This is a genomic window from Alteromonas sp. ISO5, assembly GCF_058105165.1.
This window is the reverse complement of the sequence record NZ_CM176572.1, coordinates 4,546,489-4,568,858: the sequence shown is the minus strand read 5'-3', so window position 1 is coordinate 4,568,858 and position 22,370 is coordinate 4,546,489. Positions and strand designations below refer to the sequence as shown.

Genomic DNA, 22,370 nt, shown 5'->3' with positions numbered 1-22,370 from the left:
TTTGGTGGCCAGCGTGTCAGAACAGGTGGGTTAACCCAAAGGTAACCAGCCCAAACACCACCACACCAATAAACACCGGCTTGCCGAGAGTACGGCTGTGATACCAGTTAATCAGCGTGGTTGCGCAACCGGCTACGGTGGCGACACTCCCCACCCAATCCTGACGAACTGGCACCAGAGAAACGCCAAACATAGCGGCAATCATCAGCGGCCCCAGCAGGCCCAGCCAGGTTGGCAGCGTGTTGGCCGTACCACTTTGCTGACGGGCCAGATGCCGACGAGTCCATACCAGGGGCAGGGCTCGAATCACAAATGTGCCGGCCGCGCAGAGTAATATAACCAGCCAAGTGTTAGTGTCCATGCTCAGCTCCGGTTTTAGGGAGAAGTGCCATTAAGGCATAATAAGCCAGCGCGCCGGCCGCGGCTGCTACGGGAATGGCAGCATTGCTAAACTGCAGCGCAGCCAGCAATAAGGCGCTGCCTATGGTGATCCCAAGTACAATAAACCACAGGGGCGATGTAAAGCGTGGCGCAATCAGCACCAGAAACAGTGCCGGCAGGGCAAAGGGCATAACCTCGCCTAGCAGTGGCCACCGTTGCGTCAGACTGGCACCGGCTACAGCTCCCAAGGTGGTGCCCAGTACCCAGCTTATCCAGGCCAGCAGGGCGGCGCCGGTATACCAGCTCTGGCGCGTTGCCATGGGTAACTGGGGTAAACGATTATGAGCCAGTGCAAACACCTGATCGGTGAGCCCGTGCATCAACACTATCCAGCGTCGTCCGGGGGGGAGCAGTGGCGTTAAATTAGGTGCGTACACCACGTGACGGGCATTAATCAATAGCGTCATCACCACGACTAGCCACAGTGAGGCGCCACTGGCGAGCATCGCCACCATCAGAAACTGAGATGCGCCGGCGTAAATCAGGGCCGAAATCGCAGTGGCTTCCCACACACTGAAGCCAGCCTGAGTAGCAATGAGCCCAAAGGAAATTGCCACCGGAATATAACCGCCCAGTAATGGCATGGCATCGCGCATGCCTTGTAACCACGGCGACAAGGAAAAAGCGCTGGTGGTGGGGTTATTCATGCTGTATGACCTGATGATAAATAATGGTGATTACAAACGTGGCACCGCGCTCATCGGTGGCGTATAGATGGGGTTGGTCGGCAACAAAGGTAAAGGTTTCCCCAGCGCTTAGTTGCTTGATATGGTCTGTTGTGCCTACTTCCAGTCTGCCACTTATCAGCGTTATGGATTCCGTGGTACCGGCGGTGTGTGGCTCTGCCTGCCGCTTAGTGTGCGGCGCTATCGACATCCAGTAGGCATCCACCTTCGGGTTATCCTGGCCCTGACCGATGAGCCTGACCTCCATACCAGTTTCACCAAAGGTACTGTTAACCGGCGCTACCAGTGCGCCAAATGGCATATTTAACTGCACTGCCAATCGCCAGATGGTGTCGAGTGTAGGATTTCCATTACCTTGTTCAAGCCGGGACAAATTAGACTTGGCAATGCCTGCATCGGCAGCCAGCTGCGATAACGACAGTCCCCGTTCGAGGCGAAGTTGCTGAAGGTGCTTGCCGAGGGTGATAAGTGATGCTTTATCCATATTTCGGGTTGGTGTCGGGTTGTTCTATATATCGAACGTTCTATATAAAGAACGACTGATTGTCAAGTAATAAGTGGTTCAACATCTGATCATATGCTATGAGAGGAGAGCTGTGAGAGGGCATAATTAATAAACCTATCCGAGGCATTAAGGTTGCTATTCAAGGCACCACGTAGGATGATTGCTGGCATGCTAATTTATCTGTTAAATCACTTATGCTAAAGATTTGGGTTGATGCCGATGCCTGCCCGGTGGTTATAAAAGACATTATTTTTCGGGCGGCAAACCGCACCAAAACCGAGGTAACGCTCATTGCTAATCAGTATATTCGCACGCCGCCATCAAAGTTTATAAACAGTATTCAGGTGCCCCAGGGGTTTGATGTGGCCGATAATGAGATTGTTCAACGCTGTAATGAAAATGATTTGGTGATCACCAGTGATATTCCGTTGGCCGATGAAGTTATCGCCAAAGGCGCCCAGGCGCTGAGCCCGCGAGGCGAACTGTTTACCCGTGAAAACATTAAGTCACGGCTTAATATCCGCGATTTTATGGATACCCTGCGCAGTAGCGGTGTACAAACCGGCGGACCACCGGCACTGGGTTCCAGTGAAAAACAGGCCTTTGGTAATGAGCTGGATAAGTGGCTGGTATTCAGGCAACGCCAGAATTAACCAGCTAAACCAAAAGGAGCTTTCTGTGCCGATGCCGGTTAAAAAGTGGTTACGTCAGTATGCGATTGCGCTTCCCGTACTAACCGGTATTTTTACCCTGTCGCAATACATTAAGGGCTATACGCTGAAAGATTCACTGAGCTTTGCGCTGTTCTGGGCCTTGATTAGCCTTGGTGTATTTGCTGTTACGCGGGCGTGGAACTTTCATCGTAACCAGTACTGCGCATTGTGTAATGATTTACCGGAGAAGAAGAATGATAATCAACCACGATGATCTCTCTCTGGTAACGCCCGGTATGGCCTGGCAAGCCTCTTATAATCGTTATATTGAAGAGTTGGGCGAGGAAGAGCGCTATCCTTTCCCGATGGATTTTGACCATCGCGATTTTGCGGCCATGCTGCAAAAAATTGCTGATTTCGCCGCGGGTGTGAATCTGCCGGATGGCTATGTGACGAGCACCACGCTGTGGCTGATTGCCGGGAATGAATTACTGGCAGTAGCCAATATCCGTCATACGCTTAACGATAACCTGCGCTATGCCGGTGGGCATATTGGTCTTGGCGTTAGGCCATCAGCCCGTGGCCAGTCGCTGGGTAATTATCTGATGCAACAATCTATCGACTTTGCCCGCCAGCAGGGAATCGGTGATGTGCATATTCATTGTTATAAAGATAACCTTGCCTCGCGGGGGATGATAGAGCACTGTGGCGGCAAACTGGAAAGTGAAGTCGACATGGATGACGGCACAGTAGTATGGCGCTACGTGGTAGAGGAAAAGCCTGCGACATAAAAAAGGCCGCTGAGTGAAGCGGCCAAAGTTGGGAAGAGTAAATTTTAGCGGGACGGGTTCGGACCATCCGGCCGTTCGCCCCGGTCTCCACGCTTGCCCTTGTGATGATCCTTACGGAAGTGTTTATCACCACCGCGGTCTTTACGGTGCTTCATCATAGCCTGCAGCATGGTGGTTTTCTGTTCTTCGGTAAAGACCTCCCAGAACTCGGTACGCAACGCCTGCTGACGTTCCCGCAAGCTTTTCAGCTCTGCTTGTTGCGCATCGGTAAGGTTGAGCTTTTTGGCCATTTTTTCCATCATTGGCGGTAGCAGTGGCATTTCGCGTTCTGCCTGCGGCTGGTTGCTGTTAGCGGCGATAGCCATGCCGCTGATGCCAGTGCCAACAATGATCGCGGCACAGGTAATAATACTGAGTTTTTTCATTAATCGTTTCATCAGGTTCTCCTGGTTAATTGGCTTCCCCGTATGAGGACGTATTGAATACTAAACCTTTAAAAGTCAGGTAACGTTAAGATATGCAAATGTGCTGTGAACATGTGAAAAGTCAGGCATTATTTACCTTAAGCAATAGATGTAGACAGTAGAAATATGACGATATTATTAATTGAAGATGATGCCGGCCTGGCGGAGCTGCTGACCGAATTTCTCGGTATGTCCGGCTATGAAGTTCTGCATTGTGCAGACGGTGAGTCAGGTCTTAACGCGGCTTTGCACTACGATCATATTGAATTAATTTTACTGGACGTTATGTTGCCTAAACTGAATGGTCTGGATGTGCTGAAAGTGCTGCGCCAAAACAGTGAAATACCGGTATTGATGCTGACTGCCCGCGGCGATGATCTGGACAAAGTGCTGGGTCTTGAGCTTGGCGCCGATGATTACCTTGCCAAGCCTTTTAACGATCGCGAATTGCTGGCCCGTATCCGGGCCATTATGCGCCGCACCAGGGATCGTAGTGAAACGCTTGGTAATAGCGTGGCAGGCGCGCGGGCAAAGCGAATTGAGCTGGGCGATTTACAACTAGATATACAGCGGATGGAAGCGCGTTGTAACAACCAGTTGCTGGAGCTTACCGGCAGTGAGTTTGCACTGCTTAAACAACTCGCCAATGCCCCCGGCGAACTGATCAGTAAAGATGATTTGTCGGAGCAGTGCTTAGGGCGGCGACTACAGGCGTTTGATCGCAGTATCGATACCCATATCAGCAATTTACGCAAAAAGCTTGGTGCGGCTGACTGCGCTTGTGAAATAAAAAGTCAGCGCGGCAGGGGATACGGGATTTTCAGCGGATGATAAGCCCCATTCGTAGTTTTAATGTCAAAGTACTGGGCTGGTTCTGGCTGACCCTATTGGTGTCGGTACTGTCGATTGCCATTCCTGCGGTGCTTATTCAGCAGTTTTCAGACGAAAATCACCTGCACGGCAAAGACCGCGAACTGCTCAATGGCATGGTAAGCCGTGTGGATGCCCTGATAGCCAATAGTGACGGGGATTTTCGACACCTTGGCCAGAAGCTAAATAAGTCTGACCGGCGCATGCCCTTTGAGTGGTTTGTGATTGATAGCGACCTTGAAATAGTGCTGAGCAGTGCGCCGTTGCGCAAGTCATTGCGGGAACGCTTTGATAACCCACGTTTCTGGTACTTTTTGCAAAGTGAGCACCTGCGCGATATTAATCTGGATTGGATCCGTTTACTCGGCCCGGGTGTGCTGCCATCGCGGCCCGATCTCAAGCTCATCCTGTGGCGGCCGGAACGGCCCCGGCCAATGGAAATTTTCCGCGCCATGCCATGGTGGAGTATTGTTGCTATTTTTCTGGTGGTTACCAGTGTGATGAGCTATTTGCTGGTACGCTCGATTGCTCAGCCCCTCAACCGCCTTGGCAGCGCGTTTACGGCAGTAGGGCGGGGACAGCTTTCGCACAAAGTCGAGGTGGATAACCCGGCGAGTGAGGATAAACGTTTTGCGTCCAATGCACAGTTTGCCCGCCTGTTTGAGCAGTTTAATGAGATGACCGCGCGGATTGCTGCCCTGATCCAGAATCAGAAACGCCAGAGTGCCGACATTTCCCATGAGCTGCGAACGCCTTTAACCCGACTGCAAATGACGCTGGCGCTGGTGCGCAACAAGTCAGATGACGCAGCCATTCTACCACTGCTGGAGCGGGCTGAGAGGGAATGCGAATTGCTGAATTTGCATATTCAGCGCTTAAGCGACCTGACGACCATGGAATCCCATGCCATTCAGCAGGGCCGCCAGTTACTCACCACAGAAGCATTACTTGGTGAATTATGTGAAGACGCCGCTTTTGAAGCCAAAGCGATGAACATTGCCTGGCAACATTCGTTGTGCCGAGCCACCTTATGTGTTTATGAGGAACCTTTTGTCACCGCTATCGAAAATGTAGTCCGCAATGCCTTTAAGTATGCCAGTACATCGGTATCACTGCGCTGTGAACGGGATGATGAGTGGTTTAAGGTGGTGATTTGCGACGATGGGCCCGGCGTGGCTCCTGAAGAGTTTGAGCGACTGACTAAAGCGTTTTATCGTACCGACAGTGCACGCAATTCTGATACCGGAGGATTAGGCCTCGGGCTTGCCATCACGGCTGAAGCCATGCGCCTCAACGAAGGCGAAATAACCTTTGCTTTAGCGCCGGCTGGTGGTTTGTGTGTAACGCTTAAGTTTCGCATTGCCACCCAGACAACACGAAACTAGCCAGGGTCTACTTACCGTCGATATAGAATTTATCGTGGAAGGTGTAAGCAAGACCCGGAAAGTAAATAATCAGAATGGTCATGGTCATGCCATTTAACATCCCCTCGGGAAACAGCAGTAACGGAATGAGGATGAGATAGGTGTCTTTCACCGTTGACCAGCTGTAAACCCCATCCAGTACATAATAGCCGCTCATCAGGGCAATTTTGAGTGTAATGGCCAACGCGCCGGGAATAAAGGCGCACAGAAAGACATAAATAAACAGATTTCTGGGCAGCTTGTGAAAAGCCAGCATAAACAACATGTAGCTAAAGGCGATGGGGGCAGCAATGCCAAGCATCCCGTTAATGCCAAACATGGCCCAGCTTTCTTTGCCTATTACGGTAGCACCCAACAGGGCAATGGTGGCAGCAATCATGGCGTAACGAAAGCCGAGAATAAGCGCGAGTGCTACCAACCACATAAAGTGCACGCTGGGACTCGGATCACCGGGCACACTGGCGCGAAAGATCCATAAAAAGAACACCGCGGCTGCGCAGCCAAACAGCATATGCTGTTTTTGTTTAGAGGCAACAAACTCGGGCCAGTGGATGTTGCGGACAATAAATCCCAGCAACACCACAAATAAACACAGCCCGACCAGTTGTAATGTGGTCATGGTTTATCCTTTGTAAGTGGCCCAGATTGGGGCATGGTCAGAAGGCTTTTCGATACCACGAAGTTCGTAGTCGATACCGGTTTCCTGCAACTTATTATGCATACTTTGAGTCGCCAGGATCAGATCGATTCTGAGTCCCCGGTTATCGTTAAAGCCTTTGGAACGGTAATCAAACCAGCTAAACTGATCGGTGCAGTCCGGGTGCTGACTACGGAAACTGTCGTAAAGTCCCCAGTTCAGCAGCCTGTTAAGCCATTCCCGTTCCTCTGGCAAAAAGCTGCATTTTCCGGTGCGTAACCAACGCTTGCGGTTATCTTCGCCAATGCCAATGTCACTGTCGGTATGGGAAATATTCATATCTCCCATGATCACCAGGTTATCTTCAGGTGTGTGTTCGCTGGTGACATAGTGCATCAGGTCGGCATAGAACTTTTGCTTGGCCGGGAATTTGGTTTCGTGACTGCGGTTTTCGCCCTGTGGAAAATAGCCGTTGAGCAGGGTAACTGGCTCGCCCTGGTCATTTTCTACCGTGATCATAATCATGCGACGTTGGGCGTCTTCATCGTCGGTAGGAAATCCATATTGCACCCTGTTTGGCGTTTGCTTAGTCATAAAAGCCACGCCATAGTGACCTTTCTGACCATGGAAATACACGTTATAACCCAGTGCTTCTACGTCGGCCACCGGGAACTGGGGATTATCGACTTTGATTTCCTGTAACCCCACTACATCCGGCTGGTGCTTTTCGATAAGGGCAGTTAACTGATGAATGCGGGCACGAATGCCGTTAATGTTAAAAGAGATGACTTTCATTGAATCCACGGATAGATAAACCTTCGATGCCGGGCATAGTACCAGAAAGCCAGCCTGAGCTTAACCGCCTGTTACGCTCGGGCTTACAAATTGTCAGAAACAGGTATAATCGGCGCAAACAATTCACTGAGTAACAACATGACGGCACAAACAGAACAGGAAAGTCAGCTTCCGGCCCGCGAGCGGGGAGAATTATTGGTTGAACGGGTACTGGAAACCCGCACTATCTGGGGGCTGATGGGCACCGATGGCTGGGTAATGGTCGATAGTGACACCCAGACTTGTCTGCCGGTATGGCCCGATGAAGCCAGTGTGGCGTTCTGGCAACGTAAGGATTTACCCGATAGTAAGCCCCAGGCCATCGCGCTGGATGAGTTTACCGGTACCTGGTTACCGGGTCTGAAAAAAAATCAGATTGGCCTGGTATTATTCCCCTCAGGCAATCTGCGCGAAGGCATGGTTACGTCGGCCGACGAATTACTGTTACAACTGACCGATGACGACGAGTAGCAACAATCTCGCCGGGCAACTGGCGCAGACTAAGGGATGGGATAATCTGTTACGGCAACTGATGCTGGCTGGCAAGGCACTGCATCCTCTAAGCGCAGAGGCTCGCAATGAGCACAGCGAGGTGCAGGGGTGTCAAAGCCGGGTATGGTTGCAGATTTCGGTGGATGCTAACCAGAATGTAGCGATGCTGGCCTGGTCAGACAGTAAAATTATTCGTGGCGTACTGGCGGTGATCCAGGAGAAAGTAAACCAACTTTCGCCTGAGCAAATTGCTGCCTTCAACTTTGATGACTGGTTTGCGTCGATTCAGCTCGAACGCTATCTGAGCCAGTCCCGGGCCAGTGGTATCGCCGAAGTGATAAGGCAGATACGGCGGCAAGCGACAGTCGCCGACTAATCAAATCTGCTCAGCCTGGCCGGGCAGGGTCAGAAACGTTTTATCGATACATTCCATGGCAGGGCTATTCAGATCGCAGCGAAAAGGCAGCAACGACGACATCAGGCTCACCTGTGCCGGGTTATCCTGATAACTGTGCCAGCAGGCGTGGGTATAAAGCATGCCCTGCCACAACGACGGCAGTTCCTTCGACTGGTTGAGAAACTTGGTAATGTGGCTGACAAAATCCTTGCCGCTGTGCGCAGAGATACGCCTGAGCACTTGCATACCTTCGTTTTCATCGTCGGGGACACCCTGTGAACGCCCCAGTGCCACTGATGCCGTAGCTTGGCCAAGCCCCTGGCAAAGCGCCATCATGTTATGTGGTGCCAGGCGTGACTGAGCGCCGGCAGCATGGCAGAAAGTGAGCAAAAGCATGCCCATTCCCAGTGTAAGGTAATGCCTCATTCGACTGTCCTGTTAGTGACCCTCATTGTGTATACGTGATTAACCTGAAAACTGATTAGCGGTTTTTAGCCTCTATCCACTGACTCATAAACTGCGAAGCACGCAGACTGTGATGCCACATCAGGCTGTGCAGAAACAAGCCCTGGCGAAATGCTGGTAAATCGTTACGGGCGGTAGTGATTTTCTTTAATAAGTCAGCTTGCGCCTGGCGCTGAGCGTTCTGGTAGGCCGTGATAACAGTTTTAGCCTGTTGACTGGCCTGTTGCCACTGCGCCTCTTCAAGGTAAAGTTTGCAGGCTGCATCGATAAACGCCTGTGGCGGCGTTAAGCTGACTACCTTACCGGGCCACTCTTCAGCACACGCAATGCCTTCGGCACCAATCTCTGTAGTGACACTGGGCGTAGCGTATTGCATGGCCGTTAGTAGTTTACCTTTGATCCCAGCGCCAAAGCGCAGCGGTGCCAGGCAAATTCGGGCGCTGGCCATTGCCTGGCCAATATTGTCTACCCAGCCTTTAATTAAAAAGCCTTGTTTAGCATTGTGTAGCTGGGTGGCTTTTTTCGGCGGATAAGCCCCGTAAATGTGTAATTCGGCGTTAGGTAACCGTGCCCGGATGGCCGGCCACAGTAGCTTTAACTGTAATACCGCATCCCAGTTCGGCGCGTGACGAAAATTACCCACGGTAATGAAATGCTGTCGTGCCAGGTAATCGGGCAACTCAAGCGGAACGTTCAGTGATTGCTGTAAAGGAAATAACTGCAACTGCTTTGCGGGCACCTGATAGTACTCAGTGAGCAGGCGGTATTCAGCCGATGAAATAATCAGGCTGATATCACTGCGCAGAATGGCGGCTATTTCGCGCTGTGAAAACGCATTATTTAATCGGGCGTCACTGGTTGCAAGGCCTTGCCTGACCGCTTCGTGACGGGCATGACGCACACTGTGTAAATCCTCGGTATTGAGAATATGCAGTGCATTGGGGCAGTGCTGTTTAACCCGAGCTGAAAATTGCTCTTCGGTCATAAAGCGGTCGAAGATAACAATCGCAGGGTTTAACTGCTCAACGAAGGTATCGAACGAAGCGTCGTTCAGACTGATCGAGTGCAGCGTACACTCGTGGAGTAAGTCGTTATCCATATGCAAACTGTCAGCTGCTGCGCTGGCGAAGTGGATGCTGTAGTCCCAGGCGGCAAACCGTTTTATCAACGCTGCCATATTCTGCCCGGCAGCGGAGGATTTTGACTCCGGCCACACGGCGCCAATTATCAACACCTTTTCTGTCATATCAGGCTCAATACTAAAAACTGCAAATATACCATGGCTTCTCCTTTGCGAACGAGCAAAGTCGGGTAACATAAGTAAACCTTTTTAGCGGCCGGATAATTTTTTTATGGCGCAATATCAGCATGTCATTGTGGGTAGTGGTTTAATTGGCAGCTTTCTGGGCGGCATTATTGGTCAGTCTGCCCGCGTGACTTTTATTGGTCGTCCAACCTGGCTGGAGCGGCTGGCTTCGGGCATAACCCTGACCGACTATGCTGGTAATGAAGCGGTATATAAAGCCCGCGCCGGGGCATGCCTGGTGGATTTACCGGCCCGAATTGAACGCAGCGTTATCTGGCTGACGGTTAAAAATACCGCGTTAGCTGACGTGTTGACACGTTTACAGCCGTTAGTAGCGCCGGACTGTATTGTCGTGTGCTGTCAAAACGGACTTGGCGCAGCGGCACTTGGCCGACAATATTTACCGGACATTCGCGTTTTACACGGGATTGTGGGTTGCAACGTGATGTGGAATGAATCGCTAAAGCAACTGCAAAAGACTACTGAAGGCGAGTATTACCTGGAACAGCCAGAGGCGCTTGATGCCGCCGCGGCGAATGCGCTGGGCGCGGTGCAGCACAAGCTGCTAACACTCTCCTGGCGCGAGGATATTGAAGCCGTTGCCTGGGCTAAGCTGCAGCTCAACCTGGCAAACAGTATCAATGCTATTGTTAACCAGCCGGTCAGGACCATGCTGCTCGACAGAGATTGCCGGCAGATTATTGCGGCGCTGATGGATGAACTGCTGGCGGTAACCTCGGCCCGTAATATCAAGCTCCCCAGGCTAACCCGGGTACCGGCACGCTATTTACCGGCCGTTTTACGACTACCTGACTGGCTGTTTAAGCGACTGGCCAGTGCCATGTTACATATTGAACCTACTGCGCGCTCTTCCATGTGGTGGGATTTGCAGGCCGGGCGTTTGACCGAAATTGATTTTCTCAACGGCGCAGTGGCAGAGCAGGGCTCCTTAGCCGGGGTATCATGCCCAATAAACAAAAGCGTGGCCCAGTTGGTGAAATCCCTTGAAACCTCGGCGCTAGTCGCAGCGCGATGCCCTTTGGACGGGAATACTTTGAAATTTGAGCTACACTTGGAATAATGGCGCCAATTTAGTGGCAGTGCCAGCCGAGATGCGCTATATCAGTAGAGCAGAGTATGGAAAGTGTTGTGAATAAGTATTGAAAAGGATTGCTTTCGCAGCAGAGGCTTTAATATGAAAAATGTGTCTGAAATTGCTTCACAAGCTATCGAGATATTCGTGTTACCTGAAGCTGTGACCCGGCTGAAAGCGTGCATGGATGATAGCGCTGCCAGCATGGATGATATCGGCGAGATCATTGCCTTCGACCCGGCGCTGACCGGGCAGCTGTTAAAAGTGGCAAACAGTGCGTTGTACAAGTTCCCCAACCGTATCGACACTATCACCAAAGCACTGCAGGTGATAGGCACCCGTGCCGCCTATGATTTGGCGTTAGCCTATGGTATTTCCCACGCGTTTCGTAATGTTGAAGCCAAAATTATTGATCTGGACCGATTCTGGGAGCAGAGCGTCAGTTGTGGTTTGCTGGCCAAATACATTGCTGAGCAAAAGAAACACAAAGAGTCAGAGCGGCTGTTTGTGTCCGGGCTGTTGCATAACATTGGTGAACTGGCCATGGTTTCCGTGTATCCCAAGAAAGCGCAACGCTGTACTGCGTTTAATGCCAGGGTTAAGCCTGCGGAGTTGCAACAGGCTATCTGTGGGTTCACCTATGCGGCTCTGTCTGCTGAAATTATTAAAAACTGGGGCATTCCCAAGGCTATCAGCCATCCTTTGGTTCATATTCACAACACCGACACACCGGCTACCGACCTGGATGTCCAGATCCTGCAGTTGTCGTATGTATTGGCACTGGATAACGTTAACACCGATGTTTATCCAAGCTATAACAATCTGCTACCCCATTTACATGAAACGCTGGGACTGGCTCACGAAGATCTTGAAGACGCATTGGACATTACGAATCTCCAATGCCTCAGTGTGATGAGCTTATTCAACCCCAGTGCCTTTATGCTTTACTGAAACCGAATAGTCAGGGCTGATAGTAAACCGATTGTTACGCAACAATGATTGCGCTTACATAAAATCGGCCGCTAATGCTGGTGTTTTACCAATATATGCCTTATTCCACCTTTGTCTAATTGTTAATCAAATAATTCGCCAATTGTCTGGCTTTCATTACAGTAAAGCAGGGTAATGTGGGCAGTGAGTATTTCTATCACCTTAAAAATCTTGCTATAGCTACCTTTGATTAGCCTGGAAAAATGGATAAAAGCAATACAAGTTAATGTTATTAAAGGAATTGTCATGATTAGTGATATATGAATCAGCTGTGCTCTTGGCGCTAACTAAAAATCACAATGGTGATGCAATTTATAGTAAAAAAAATGTTAATTTGAATTTACTTCTTAAATTTAATGTAATAACCTCTGTAAGCGCTTACATAATATTTTAATCATTAATGTAAGCGCTTACACTTTCGCGGCGAATAATAGCCGACAGGTGACGCAACATAAATTCCGTTTAGATCGGGGCTGAAGAATGAAAAACAAAACAATGCAACTATCTCGGTTGCTTGCTGCTATGACCGCGGCAACGCTGATGGGTTGTGGCGGCGAAAGCGCCAAAACAGAATCAGATTTTGCCACTGTAGATCCGGCTCAGCCGGTATCCGACTGGCAATTAGTCTGGAGTGATGATTTTGATGGTAGCGCGATCGATAGCGCTAAATGGACACACGAAGTAAATTGCACCGGCGGTGGTAATAATGAGCAACAGTGCTATACCGACGATCCGGTAAACTCTTATGTTGCCGATGGTATGTTGCATATCGTTGCGCTGCCCGCAGAGGAAGGGGCTGAGAAGCCTTATACGTCTGCCCGGTTAAACACCCGCTATAAAGGCGATTTTAAATACGGCCGTTTTGAAATGCGTGCCAAACTGCCTTCAGGTCAGGGCAGCTGGCCGGCTTTCTGGATGCTGCCTACCGACTATGTGTATGGCGGTTGGCCAAAATCCGGCGAAATTGACATTATGGAGGCAGTTAACCTCAAGGTTGCTGATGCTGAAGGTAATGTCGAGTCCAATATTCACGGCACGCTACATTATGGTCGTGACTGGCCAAACAATGTTAACTCTGGCAAAGCTCATGAGTTCCCGGCAGACATGAATCCGGCTGATGATTTCCACACCTATGCTATTGAATGGCAGGAAGGGGAAATTCGCTGGTATGTAGACGGTTATCTGTATGCCACACAGCGTAAATCGACTATCCGTTATAAAGCCAACGGCGAGGTGTCGGGGCTCAGTCATCGCGGTTGGTTTGCTGAATATTACGATAAGATCACTGGTGAGTTAACCACTTACTGGGACAACGCGCCGTTCGATCAGGAATTCCACCTGTTACTGAACCTGGCGGTTGGCGGTGACTGGCCTGAAAACGTCAATAATATGGGCATCGACGCGGAAGCGTTTGCCGCTGGCCAGGAATACGTTATCGACTATGTACACGTGTATGAGTGTGCTTCTGATCCGGACACCGGTAAAGGTTGTGAAACCATCCGCCCTGGCTACGAAAGCCTGGATGATGCGCTGGTTGAAGGTGAGGCGCCTATCCCAACACCACCATCAAGTGGTGTGGTACAAAACCTGACCATCTTTAACGATGCGGCGAACCCTGACTGGCCTGCCTGGGACTGTTGTGGTGGTTCGACGCCAATGATTGTTGAAGATCCGGATCAGGGGGCCGTATATGAATTCATGGTGGGTGCCTCGCCCACGGTTAACGGTTTTATCAGCCGTGATGAGTTTATTACCGACGAAAACGGTCAGGCTTCTCCTTTTGATGGCTCTGGCATGCTGGAAACCGGCGTGATCTCATTTGATATGAAAGTCGTGTCTGCACCGGCCAGCCCGGATGCTACCTGGTTATTCAAGGTTGAGAGCAACAACGCGGCAAGTGCTGCCGAATTGCCTCTGGCTGACAACCGCGACGGTGTAACGCCAGTTGTCGGTGAATGGCAAACCTATGTGTTCCCACTGCAGATGCTGGCAGACATGGGCTTGGATGTGAGCGCTATCGACGTGCTGATGGTGTTCCCATCCTGGGGATTGGGCGAAGGCGCAGTTTATCAGTTGGATAACGTTGAAATTAAAGCGCCATCACCAGAGGTCGTGTTTTTTGACGATGGTGAAAACCCGAACTGGGTTATGTGGGATTGCTGTGGTGGCTCTATGCCTACTGATGAACTTGACGATGATGACCATGGTCTGGTTGCCCAGTTCTCTATTGGCGAAGCGCCAACCGTAATGGGCTTTATTACCCGCGGTGCTAATGGTGGTGGAGACACCCCATTCGATGCCAGTGCAATTCTTGAAACCGGTGTGCTCGAGTTTGAAATGAAAGTGGTTGATGCACCGTCAAGCCCGGATGCAAGCTGGTTAATCAAGCTGGAATCCAGTGAGGGTGCCACCGCAGTAGAGTTACCAGTTACAGACAGCCAGGAAGGTGTTGCGCCGGTCACCGGCGAATGGCAAACCTACACATTTAAACTCTCAGATCTGTCTGCTGCCGGCCTGGATGTCAGTGCCATTGACGTCATCATGATTTTCCCTGCCTGGGGTACGGGTAACGGAGCGGTATACCGTGTGGATAACGCCCGCATTTACGATCCGTCTTCTGAAACCGCCAATGGTATCACGTTATTTGAAGATGTGGCCGCCGATGGCTGGTCTATCTGGGATTGCTGTGGTGGTTCTACCCCAACTGTTGAAATGGACGAAGATGACAGCAAAGGTGCCGTAGCGCAGTTCATTATTGGCTCGGAGCCAACAGTGATGGGCTTTCTGGCCGATGACGGCGTGTCTTACGATGCTTCCGCTTTGCTGAGCACTGGTGTGGTTCGCTTCGACGTGAAAGTGGTATCTAACCCGAATGATCCGGAGTCAACCTGGTTATTTAAAATTGAATCTACCGGTGCGACTACCGCCGTTGAACTGCCGTTGACTGACAGTGTGGAAGGGGAAGCGCCGGTGCTGGGTCAATGGCAAACCTACACCTTTACCTTGCAACGGTTATTCGATGCCGGCCTGGATATCAGTGACATCGATGTACTGATGGTATTCCCGGCCTGGGGAACGGGCGACGGTGCCGTCTACCGTATCGATAACGCAGAAATTGCTGCCCAGTAATGCAGCCGGTCGCAGGTGCCGCAGCCAGGCTGGCAGGTACCTGCACAAGGTAAAGAATAAAACGTGAGTATCGAACTATGAACTACACAATTTTTAATAAAAATCGTCTGGCAATAGCTGTAGGCTTGTTGCTAGGCACCACCGGCCAGGCAGTATTCGCTCAGGAAGCGAACGAGTCTGAAGAGCCGGCTGTTGAAATTATCGAGGTGCAGGGGATTCGTGGCAGTCTTATCCGTGCTATGGATATCAAACGCAGCACCCCGGGTGTAATGGATGCGATTTCAGCGGAAGAAATGGGTAAATTCCCGGATTCGAATCTGGCGGAATCACTGCAGCGTATCACGGGTGTCTCGGTAAGCCGTGCTAACGGTGAGGGCAGTGAAATCACCGTGCGTGGTTTTGGCCCGGGCTTTAACCTGATCACCTTAAACGGACGGCAAATGCCGGGAACCGGTTTCACCCGCTCTTACAGCTTGCAGCACCTCTCTTCTGAAGGTGTAAGCGCCCTGGAAGTATATAAAACCGCTAAAGCTGAACTGCCAAGTGGTGGTTTGGGGGCAACGGTGAACATCGTAACCTCAAAGCCACTGCAACAGCCCGGCCAGCGTTATTCGTTTATGGCCAAAGCCCTGCACGACACTTCCGTAGTGGAAGGCGATGATGTTACGCCGGAAATAGCCGGTGTGTACAGTAACACCTTTAATGATGACAAATTGGGTTTTGCCGTAAGTTTTTCTCATTATCAGCGTGACTTCCAGCGTCAGCAGGCCAATATTCAGGGCTGGCAAGCGAATGTGACGTTGCCGGCATTTAACGAATCAACCATGATCGATCCGCGCGCCGTGGATGAAGAGGGTAACCGCGTAGGTAACCACTTTTTCCCGAAAGACATGAACTACGGTATTGATAATGTAGAAAATGACCGCACCAATGGCCAGGTAACCTTGCAATACGCGCCTAACGACGATATTACCATGACGCTCGACTACACCATGACCAATGCGATTGTGGGTCTGGAAAGCGTGGGCTGGGGGATCTGGAATGAATTCGGCGGTAACATCAACGGCTATGAGTTGGATGAGAATGGTACAGCGGTTTACGCTGACATTGCCGGAAACGATGGCTCATTCACCGCATTTCGTGAAACTACCGAAGTGGATGCCAAGTCAATTGGTTTAAATATTGATTGGCAGGTAACGGACGATCTGAAGCTGAATATTGATTATCACGATTCCAGTAATGAAATCGATAATGGCGCGGATAAAGGCATGGGTAGTAATGGCCAGGTTATTCTTGGCTCGGATCAACTGATCACCAAAATTTATGATTATCGCACTGGCGAGGTCCCGCATGGCTTTATTCAATGGCAGAACGGTACCAACGAGTTGATGCCAAGCGAAATTGACTCCAACTTCAGCCAGTTTATTCATTCGCCGGGTGAATCAACGGTAGAACAGTTACAAATCGACGGTGAGTGGTTTAACTCGTACTTTGATATCCCAATGGCCGTGGTTAAATTTGGTTTTGCGCGCACCGAGCAGGGCATGAGTGGCACCAATGCCTGGAGTGGACTGCGAGGTGGTCCGGGTTTTAGTCCGGCTTTCCCACAAATTTTCCCGGACAGCATGTTTACCCGTCATGACACGGGGAGCTTCCTGGATGAATTTGCTGGAGGTGGTGCGGACTTAATGCCAAATTACTATTACACCTATGATTTCGACGAGGCCATCGCCAGGCAGCAAGCTTATCTTACCGAAGCGGTGGTAGGAAGTGACAACGTATTTGTCGCCGACGCTTACATTGACGGTATTGATGGCGACTCAATGGTAGAAGAGGTCACCAACAGTATTTATCTGCAAACAGAATGGGAGTTTGACGTTAAGGATTACCCTGTACAGGTTATTGCCGGTGCCCGTTACGAGGAAACTGATGTAACCAGCCGGGTAAAACAGCGGGTTGAGAAGCAGGTTAACTGGGTTGGCGAGTCAGAGTGGATCATGCAATACGAAGCTGGTGGTCTGGATAATTACCTGACTCAAACCGGAGAGCACGATGCCTTTTTACCGACCCTGGATATTCGTGTAGACCTAACCGACGACTTACTGGCACGGGTATCGTGGGGTAAAACCATGTCGCGTGCGCCTTTAGGTTACCTCGCCGGCGGTCGGGCTCTCACTGGCAGCCCTAAGCCAAACGCGCGGTCAGGCTCGCAAGGCAATACTAACTTGCAGCCGTATAAATCCACCAACCTGGATATCACCCTGGAATATTATTATGACGAAGCCAGCTATACCTACATCGGCTGGTTTAAGAAAGACGTCGATAACTTTATTCAGAACACTATTACCGAAACCACCATTGATGGATTGCACGATATCCTGGATGGTCCTCGTTATAACCAGGCGGTAGCAGATATTGAAGGCCGTGGCGATCAGGTCACCAGTAAGGCTATCTTTGAACAAATGCTGGCTAATGGCCACGGTAATGCTGACGAGCAGATTGAGCCTAACAGCAATGATCCGTTGATCGTATGGAGTGTAAGCCAGCCTAATAATACCGACGCTAAATCGGTTGATGGGGTTGAAATTGCCTGGCAGCACATGCTGGGTGAAACTGGTTTCGGCTTTAACGTCAATGCTACATTCGTGAGCGGTGATGTGGAGTTTGACATAGACAGTCTTACTCAACAGGCACCGCTCGCAGGACTGGGTGATTCAGCTAACCTGCAGGCGTTTTATGAGAAAGATGGCCTGTCAGTGAAAGTGACTTACGCCTGGCGTGATGATTACCTGTTAGGCGTTGGGCAGGCTCAGGGATCCGCTGATGCGCCACCACAGTTCTTTAAAGACTATGGTCAGGTGGATATGAGCATTAACTATGATATCAATGAAAATCTCACCGTGTTCTTTGATGCGCTCAACCTGAACAATGAAACTGAACAGGGCTACGGTCGTTATCAGGAACAATTCCTGTTTGCCCGCCAGTATGGCACACGCTATGCGCTGGGTGTTCGCTACGGATTTAACTAATCAGGTTCCCAACCAACTTATGGAGAGTTAGCAGTAGCTCTCCGCTGATTAGTTAAAGATTGCCGGGTTTGTTCAGACATTGTTTAACTCAGCCCGGCAATTTACCTTGCTAGCTTTATAATAATAATAAGTGCGTTAAAAAAATTTACCCGGCAGTTGCCGGGTTTTTTATGTTCGCACGCCGATGACGCTTAATCAAAGACCGCTATAGTTTGACGGCTAAGCGCGATAACGCGCGCTTTATCGTCCCAGATGGTCGCTTCTGTGTGCGCATAACCGCCGTTCGCCAGTTTGGTATCTACCTGATAACCAAACCAGGGGTTTTCGCTGCTAAGTGCCAGTGGCTGAACCAACTCAATATCCCAGCTTACCGTACTCACCGGTGCCGGTAGCTTGAGCTGCTGAATGATGGCCGGTGGCCAGGCATCAATGAGTGAAATAAGGTGGGTGTAGCTGAAATCGCTGACCGCTTGCTTAAACCGCATCCAGCCATGGTAATGGCTGTGCTTACTCCAGCTAAACGGGATTTGGCCTTCTTCCACAGCAATTTCGTAATGGCGAAAGAAACGCGGTGTCACCTTAGGGATTTGCGGAATAAATTTAGCTTTTTTGGGGAGCGTCATCGCGTGGTCAGGCAGTTTATCGACCTGTATTTTGGAGTTGCGATCAACGCCAAAACAGGCCTGCACGCATACGCACACTTTGTCATCCTGTTGCAGTTTTGCCAGGTATTGCGACATATTGCGTCCCGAACGCAGTTTCTCTACAACAAGTTCTACTGGCTTATCGAAACTCACCGGCCCGACAAAATTGGTGTGATAAGCACGTAAGCTGCGGTCCTTTTCAACCACCTGAGCCAGGGCATGGTGCAAGAAACATGCAGTGATACCGCCAAATGCGGTGCGCCCCTGGCCCCAGGTATCGGGCAGGCCGGGATGGGTCATCAGCCATTCGTTGTCATTGAGTGGGGTTACGTCGGAAGTCAGGGCTAATAGTTTGTCTATGTGCATACAGAGTTCAACATCAGATAAATAGGGTGGTATTATCACGGCTCGCTAGCCGCGTTTCGACTTATTCTTAATGATATTCAGCTATAAGTCTGCTTGTTAATGTGTATTTGTATCACAGGTGATGTTTGAACCCTAATTCTGTTACCCCCACTGACCAGCCTGACCGGTATCGGTATTACGTGTTGCTGATGCTGACGCTAGTGTACGCGTTTAATTTTATCGACCGTCAGATCATTGGTATTTTGTCGCCGTTTATTAAACAGGATTTAGGACTCGATGATGCCCGGTTGGGTTACCTTAAGGGCATTTATTTTGCCGTGTTATATACCGTTATGGGGATCCCGGTGGCCTGGCTGGCAGACCGATACAGCCGCGTCAATATCGTTGCAGTCTCGTTAAGTTTATGGAGTGGCTTTACCGCACTGTCGGGCCTCGCGGGCAACTACCTGCAACTGGCATTATGCCGGATTGGCGTGGGGATTGGCGAAGCTGGCGGCACGCCACCGGCGCACAGCATTATCGCCGATCTCTTTGCGTCCAAAGAGCGGGCCACGGCGATGGCGCTTTATGCGCTGGGCATTCCTTTTGGCATTATGCTGGCCTATTTGGCTTCAGCTTATGTACTGAGTGGCGGCGAGGCCAACTGGCGCTCGGTCATGATAGCGGTGGGAGTGCCCGGCATTGTGCTGGCAATCGTGCTGAAACTCACGGTTAAAGAGCCCGTTCGGCAGCAAACTGAACAAGACCGGCAACGGCCCATGCTCGATAGCATTGTTGTACTGCTTAAAACGCCCAGCTGGTGGGGAATGGTACTGGGCATCACGTTGTCATCCTTTGCTAATTATGCGGTGATTGGCTGGCAAATGGATTACTTTGTAAGGCGTTTCAGTGATGTGGATATTGTATGGTTGCTGGTCGTCTTTGGCGTGATTAACGGTACGTTATATGCCATTGGTGTGTGGGCCGGTGGCGTCATTGCCGATCGCTGGGGACGCAGCAACTCTGGGGCTTATGCGCGCTTGCCAGCCTTGGCTTTGTGCGTTGGCGTACCGGCCTTTTGGCTGGCTATTCACAGTGAGTCATTGTGGGTAGGAATTGCCGGTTTTACTTTGTTGCAGGTGACCAGCGGTACGTATTTCGGGCCATGTTTTGCTATGGCCCAAACGCTGTCTCCGGCAAATTGCCGGGCCATGTCCACCGCCTTATTCTTTTTTGTACTGAATCTGATAGCGCTGGGCGGTGGCCCCACGTTTGTTGGTGTAGTGAGTGAGTATTATACGGCCGTTCAGGGGGAACTGGAGGGCCTTGTGACTGCTTTTGAGTGGCTAGCCATTCCGTTTTTATTATCTATTATCGTATTTGGCTGGACGTCGTTACGGTTACCGCAGGATCTGGCTAAACGCCAGATCCTGCGGTAATGTCGCCGACTTAGGAAAGGGTGGTGGCGCCCACCGGCTGACCGAGCATTTCCCGGGTCACCAGAACCACGCCTTTATCTGAAACACGGAAGCCGCGACGGCGGTCTTCGTCGTGATCGTAGCCAATTACAGTGCCCTCGGGAATAATACAACCGCGGTCAATGATTACCTTGCGCAGTTTACAGTGACGCTTAATTTCTACGTCTGGGAGGATGACGGCTTCCTCAATCAGGCCATAAGAATGGACCCGGACATTTGAGAAGCACAGAGAGCGACGCAGGGTAGAGCCGGAAATAATGCAACCGCCTGAGACTACAGAGTTAATCGCTTCACCGCGGCGGTCGTGATCTTCCCAAACAAACTTCGCTGGCGGCAATTGCTCCTGATAGGTCCATATTGGCCATTTACGATCGTATAAATTGAGTGCTGGCACCGGCGCCACCATTTCCATATTGGCTTCCCAGAAAGAATCCAATGTGCCCACATCGCGCCAGTAAACGTGTTCGTTTTCGCTGCTTTGGAAAGGATAGGCAAATACGTCGTGGTCCTTGATAATGCTGGGTATAATGTCTTTACCGAAATCCCGTTCAGAGCCTGACGTTTCGGCATCACGCGCCAGCTGCTCAAACAAGAATTCAGTATCAAATACATAGTTACCCATGGAAGCCAGGCATAAATCCGGCTCGTTGGGTACCGGATCCGGGTTTGCTGGTTTTTCGGTAAATCCTTTAATGCGATAGTCTTCGTCGACCGACATGACACCAAATGCACCAGCCGCCTCTTCCCGTGGCACCTTCATACAGCACACGGTCATCTTGGCGCCGGTTTCCACATGGCGGGCCAGTAGGTTGGCATAGTCCATGCGGTAAATATGATCGCCGGATAATATCATCACAAATTTAGGCAGCTCATCGCGGATAATATCAATGTTCTGGAATACTGCGTCAGCGGTGCCTTCGTACCAGTTTTCCGAAAAGCGCTGTGATGCAGGCAAAATTTCCACTGACTCGCCCAGTTCCTTTTTGAAGTGCCCCCAACCGCGCACCAGATGGCGAATAAGAGAATGAGATTTATACTGGGTGACGACGCCAATTCTGCGGATGCCTGAGTTAATACAGTTCGAAAGCGGGAAGTCGATGATGCGGAATTTGCCGCCAAAATAGAGTGCAGGTTTGGCCCGCCAGGTAGTGAGTTCGTGTAATCGTGACCCCCGGCCACCGGCGAGAATAAGTGCATAGGTATCGCGGGTAAGATTACTGATATAACGAGGACTCTTGTCGGACATTCTGTTTCTCCATCGACGCGCTGTGTAGTAACGGCTAATACCTGCCGGTCTGCGTGACCGTATCCATTTTTTAAGGATAGGTTATTTGTAATTAAATTACATTATTTTTCACCATCTTACGCCTTGAATAATAAATGCTCAAGCGTCGACGGTGTAAATAAATATTAATTTTATTGTAGTGAAACTGTTAATCGAAAATGGCAGCCTGTGCAGACAAAATTGCAAGCTGGACTGAATAGCGAAATGACTGTTTAAGAGGTTTCTGCCGGAAAGATGAATTTCAGTGTGTTCAGATTATACTTAAAAGGTAGCAGATAACTGGTTATGAGTTATTAATGACGCTGAGTAAACGAGAACTATGCGTGATTAACAGCCAGGCACTGTGGGCTTCAAAAGGGATAGTTTACTAGTGTTGCGCCGGTTTTATTGACGAGAAGAACAGACAGGTCAG

At 50.4% G+C, this 22,370-nt stretch carries 22 protein-coding genes; 12 read left to right on the top strand and 10 right to left on the bottom strand.

Features of this window, described 5'->3' with window-relative positions; genetic code table 11:
- Positions 1-16: 16 nt before the first annotated feature.
- Genes AC2T0J_RS20645 through AC2T0J_RS20635 form a run of 3 tightly spaced genes read right to left on the bottom strand, consistent with a single transcriptional unit; the run spans position 17 to position 1,611 of the window.
- Entirely contained in the window at positions 17-361 is a 345-nt protein-coding gene (locus AC2T0J_RS20645; RefSeq protein ID WP_489807623.1) for an AzlD domain-containing protein, read from the bottom strand.
- Positions 351-1,088, bottom strand: coding sequence for an AzlC family ABC transporter permease (locus tag AC2T0J_RS20640; protein WP_489807622.1), 738 nt, complete (start codon positions 1,086-1,088; stop codon positions 351-353). Before AC2T0J_RS20640 ends, AC2T0J_RS20645 begins: the two co-directional genes overlap by 11 nt.
- On the bottom strand, positions 1,081-1,611 hold the full coding sequence (locus AC2T0J_RS20635) for a helix-turn-helix domain-containing protein (RefSeq protein ID WP_489807621.1): 531 nt from the start codon (positions 1,609-1,611) through the stop codon (positions 1,081-1,083). The genes AC2T0J_RS20640 and AC2T0J_RS20635 overlap by 8 nt, the downstream gene beginning before the upstream one ends.
- 215 nt (positions 1,612-1,826) lie before the next feature.
- On the opposite strand from AC2T0J_RS20635, the gene AC2T0J_RS20630 reads away from it, so the two are divergent.
- The 3 genes from AC2T0J_RS20630 to AC2T0J_RS20620 are packed head-to-tail and all read left to right on the top strand — an operon-like array spanning position 1,827 to position 3,076.
- Positions 1,827-2,285, top strand: a complete 459-nt coding sequence (locus tag AC2T0J_RS20630; RefSeq protein ID WP_489807620.1) for a YaiI/YqxD family protein — start codon at positions 1,827-1,829, stop codon at positions 2,283-2,285.
- Positions 2,242-2,559, top strand: coding sequence for a hypothetical protein (locus AC2T0J_RS20625; protein WP_489807619.1), 318 nt, complete (start codon positions 2,242-2,244; stop codon positions 2,557-2,559). The genes AC2T0J_RS20630 and AC2T0J_RS20625 overlap by 44 nt, the downstream gene beginning before the upstream one ends.
- The gene (locus AC2T0J_RS20620) at positions 2,540-3,076 is read left to right on the top strand and encodes a GNAT family N-acetyltransferase (RefSeq protein WP_489807618.1); all 537 of its coding nucleotides are present in this window, start codon (positions 2,540-2,542) and stop codon (positions 3,074-3,076) included. Before AC2T0J_RS20625 ends, AC2T0J_RS20620 begins: the two co-directional genes overlap by 20 nt.
- 44 nt (positions 3,077-3,120) lie before the next feature.
- Here AC2T0J_RS20620 and AC2T0J_RS20615 read toward each other — a convergent pair whose 3' ends face one another.
- A complete protein-coding gene (locus AC2T0J_RS20615; RefSeq protein WP_489807617.1) occupies positions 3,121-3,513 on the bottom strand; it encodes a hypothetical protein in 393 nt (130 codons plus the stop codon).
- 153 nt (positions 3,514-3,666) lie between these two features.
- Here AC2T0J_RS20615 and AC2T0J_RS20610 point away from each other — a divergent pair, with 153 nt between their 5' ends.
- Together AC2T0J_RS20610 and AC2T0J_RS20605 are read left to right on the top strand one after the other, a co-directional pair.
- Positions 3,667-4,371 (top strand): response regulator, encoded by a 705-nt coding sequence (locus tag AC2T0J_RS20610; protein ID WP_489807616.1) that lies wholly within the window; start codon positions 3,667-3,669, stop codon positions 4,369-4,371.
- Positions 4,368-5,795, top strand: a complete 1,428-nt coding sequence (locus AC2T0J_RS20605; protein WP_489807615.1) for an ATP-binding protein — start codon at positions 4,368-4,370, stop codon at positions 5,793-5,795. Before AC2T0J_RS20610 ends, AC2T0J_RS20605 begins: the two co-directional genes overlap by 4 nt.
- A gap of 7 nt (positions 5,796-5,802) precedes the next feature.
- Here AC2T0J_RS20605 and AC2T0J_RS20600 read toward each other — a convergent pair whose 3' ends face one another.
- Positions 5,803-6,453, bottom strand: a complete 651-nt coding sequence (locus tag AC2T0J_RS20600) for an energy-coupling factor ABC transporter permease (RefSeq protein WP_489807614.1) — start codon at positions 6,451-6,453, stop codon at positions 5,803-5,805.
- A 3-nt stretch (positions 6,454-6,456) separates the two neighbouring features.
- Positions 6,457-7,266 (bottom strand): exodeoxyribonuclease III, encoded by an 810-nt coding sequence (gene xthA / locus AC2T0J_RS20595; RefSeq protein WP_489807613.1) that lies wholly within the window; start codon positions 7,264-7,266, stop codon positions 6,457-6,459.
- A 138-nt stretch (positions 7,267-7,404) separates the two neighbouring features.
- On the opposite strand from xthA, the gene AC2T0J_RS20590 reads away from it, so the two are divergent.
- Together AC2T0J_RS20590 and AC2T0J_RS20585 are read left to right on the top strand one after the other, a co-directional pair.
- Complete coding sequence (locus tag AC2T0J_RS20590) at positions 7,405-7,776, top strand: DUF2750 domain-containing protein (protein WP_489807612.1); 372 nt, start codon at positions 7,405-7,407, stop codon at positions 7,774-7,776.
- The gene (locus tag AC2T0J_RS20585; RefSeq protein WP_489807611.1) at positions 7,763-8,173 is read left to right on the top strand and encodes a SufE family protein; all 411 of its coding nucleotides are present in this window, start codon (positions 7,763-7,765) and stop codon (positions 8,171-8,173) included. Before AC2T0J_RS20590 ends, AC2T0J_RS20585 begins: the two co-directional genes overlap by 14 nt.
- On the opposite strand, the gene AC2T0J_RS20580 is transcribed toward AC2T0J_RS20585, so the two are convergent.
- The gene (locus AC2T0J_RS20580; protein WP_489807610.1) at positions 8,174-8,620 is read right to left on the bottom strand and encodes a hypothetical protein; all 447 of its coding nucleotides are present in this window, start codon (positions 8,618-8,620) and stop codon (positions 8,174-8,176) included.
- Between the two features lie 55 nt (positions 8,621-8,675).
- Positions 8,676-9,905 (bottom strand): glycosyltransferase, encoded by a 1,230-nt coding sequence (locus AC2T0J_RS20575; RefSeq protein ID WP_489807609.1) that lies wholly within the window; start codon positions 9,903-9,905, stop codon positions 8,676-8,678.
- Between the two features lie 106 nt (positions 9,906-10,011).
- Between AC2T0J_RS20575 and AC2T0J_RS20570 the strand changes: the two genes are divergently transcribed.
- From AC2T0J_RS20570 to AC2T0J_RS20555, 4 genes are all read left to right on the top strand, one after another.
- Positions 10,012-11,046: a 2-dehydropantoate 2-reductase gene (locus AC2T0J_RS20570; protein ID WP_489807608.1), complete on the top strand. Its 1,035-nt coding sequence runs from the start codon at positions 10,012-10,014 to the stop codon at positions 11,044-11,046.
- A 114-nt stretch (positions 11,047-11,160) separates the two neighbouring features.
- Complete coding sequence (locus AC2T0J_RS20565; RefSeq protein ID WP_489807607.1) at positions 11,161-12,009, top strand: HDOD domain-containing protein; 849 nt, start codon at positions 11,161-11,163, stop codon at positions 12,007-12,009.
- Between the two features lie 519 nt (positions 12,010-12,528).
- Positions 12,529-15,177, top strand: coding sequence for a family 16 glycosylhydrolase (locus AC2T0J_RS20560; RefSeq protein ID WP_489807606.1), 2,649 nt, complete (start codon positions 12,529-12,531; stop codon positions 15,175-15,177).
- A 77-nt stretch (positions 15,178-15,254) separates the two neighbouring features.
- Complete coding sequence (locus AC2T0J_RS20555) at positions 15,255-18,206, top strand: TonB-dependent receptor (RefSeq protein WP_489807605.1); 2,952 nt, start codon at positions 15,255-15,257, stop codon at positions 18,204-18,206.
- A gap of 191 nt (positions 18,207-18,397) precedes the next feature.
- On the opposite strand, the gene AC2T0J_RS20550 is transcribed toward AC2T0J_RS20555, so the two are convergent.
- Positions 18,398-19,216, bottom strand: coding sequence for an acyl-CoA thioesterase (locus tag AC2T0J_RS20550; protein WP_489807604.1), 819 nt, complete (start codon positions 19,214-19,216; stop codon positions 18,398-18,400).
- A gap of 125 nt (positions 19,217-19,341) precedes the next feature.
- Here AC2T0J_RS20550 and AC2T0J_RS20545 point away from each other — a divergent pair, with 125 nt between their 5' ends.
- The gene (locus AC2T0J_RS20545; protein ID WP_489807603.1) at positions 19,342-20,634 is read left to right on the top strand and encodes a spinster family MFS transporter; all 1,293 of its coding nucleotides are present in this window, start codon (positions 19,342-19,344) and stop codon (positions 20,632-20,634) included.
- A gap of 10 nt (positions 20,635-20,644) precedes the next feature.
- On the opposite strand, the gene glgC is transcribed toward AC2T0J_RS20545, so the two are convergent.
- On the bottom strand, positions 20,645-21,919 hold the full coding sequence (glgC, locus tag AC2T0J_RS20540) for a glucose-1-phosphate adenylyltransferase (RefSeq protein ID WP_489807602.1): 1,275 nt from the start codon (positions 21,917-21,919) through the stop codon (positions 20,645-20,647).
- Positions 21,920-22,370 lie beyond the last annotated feature (451 nt).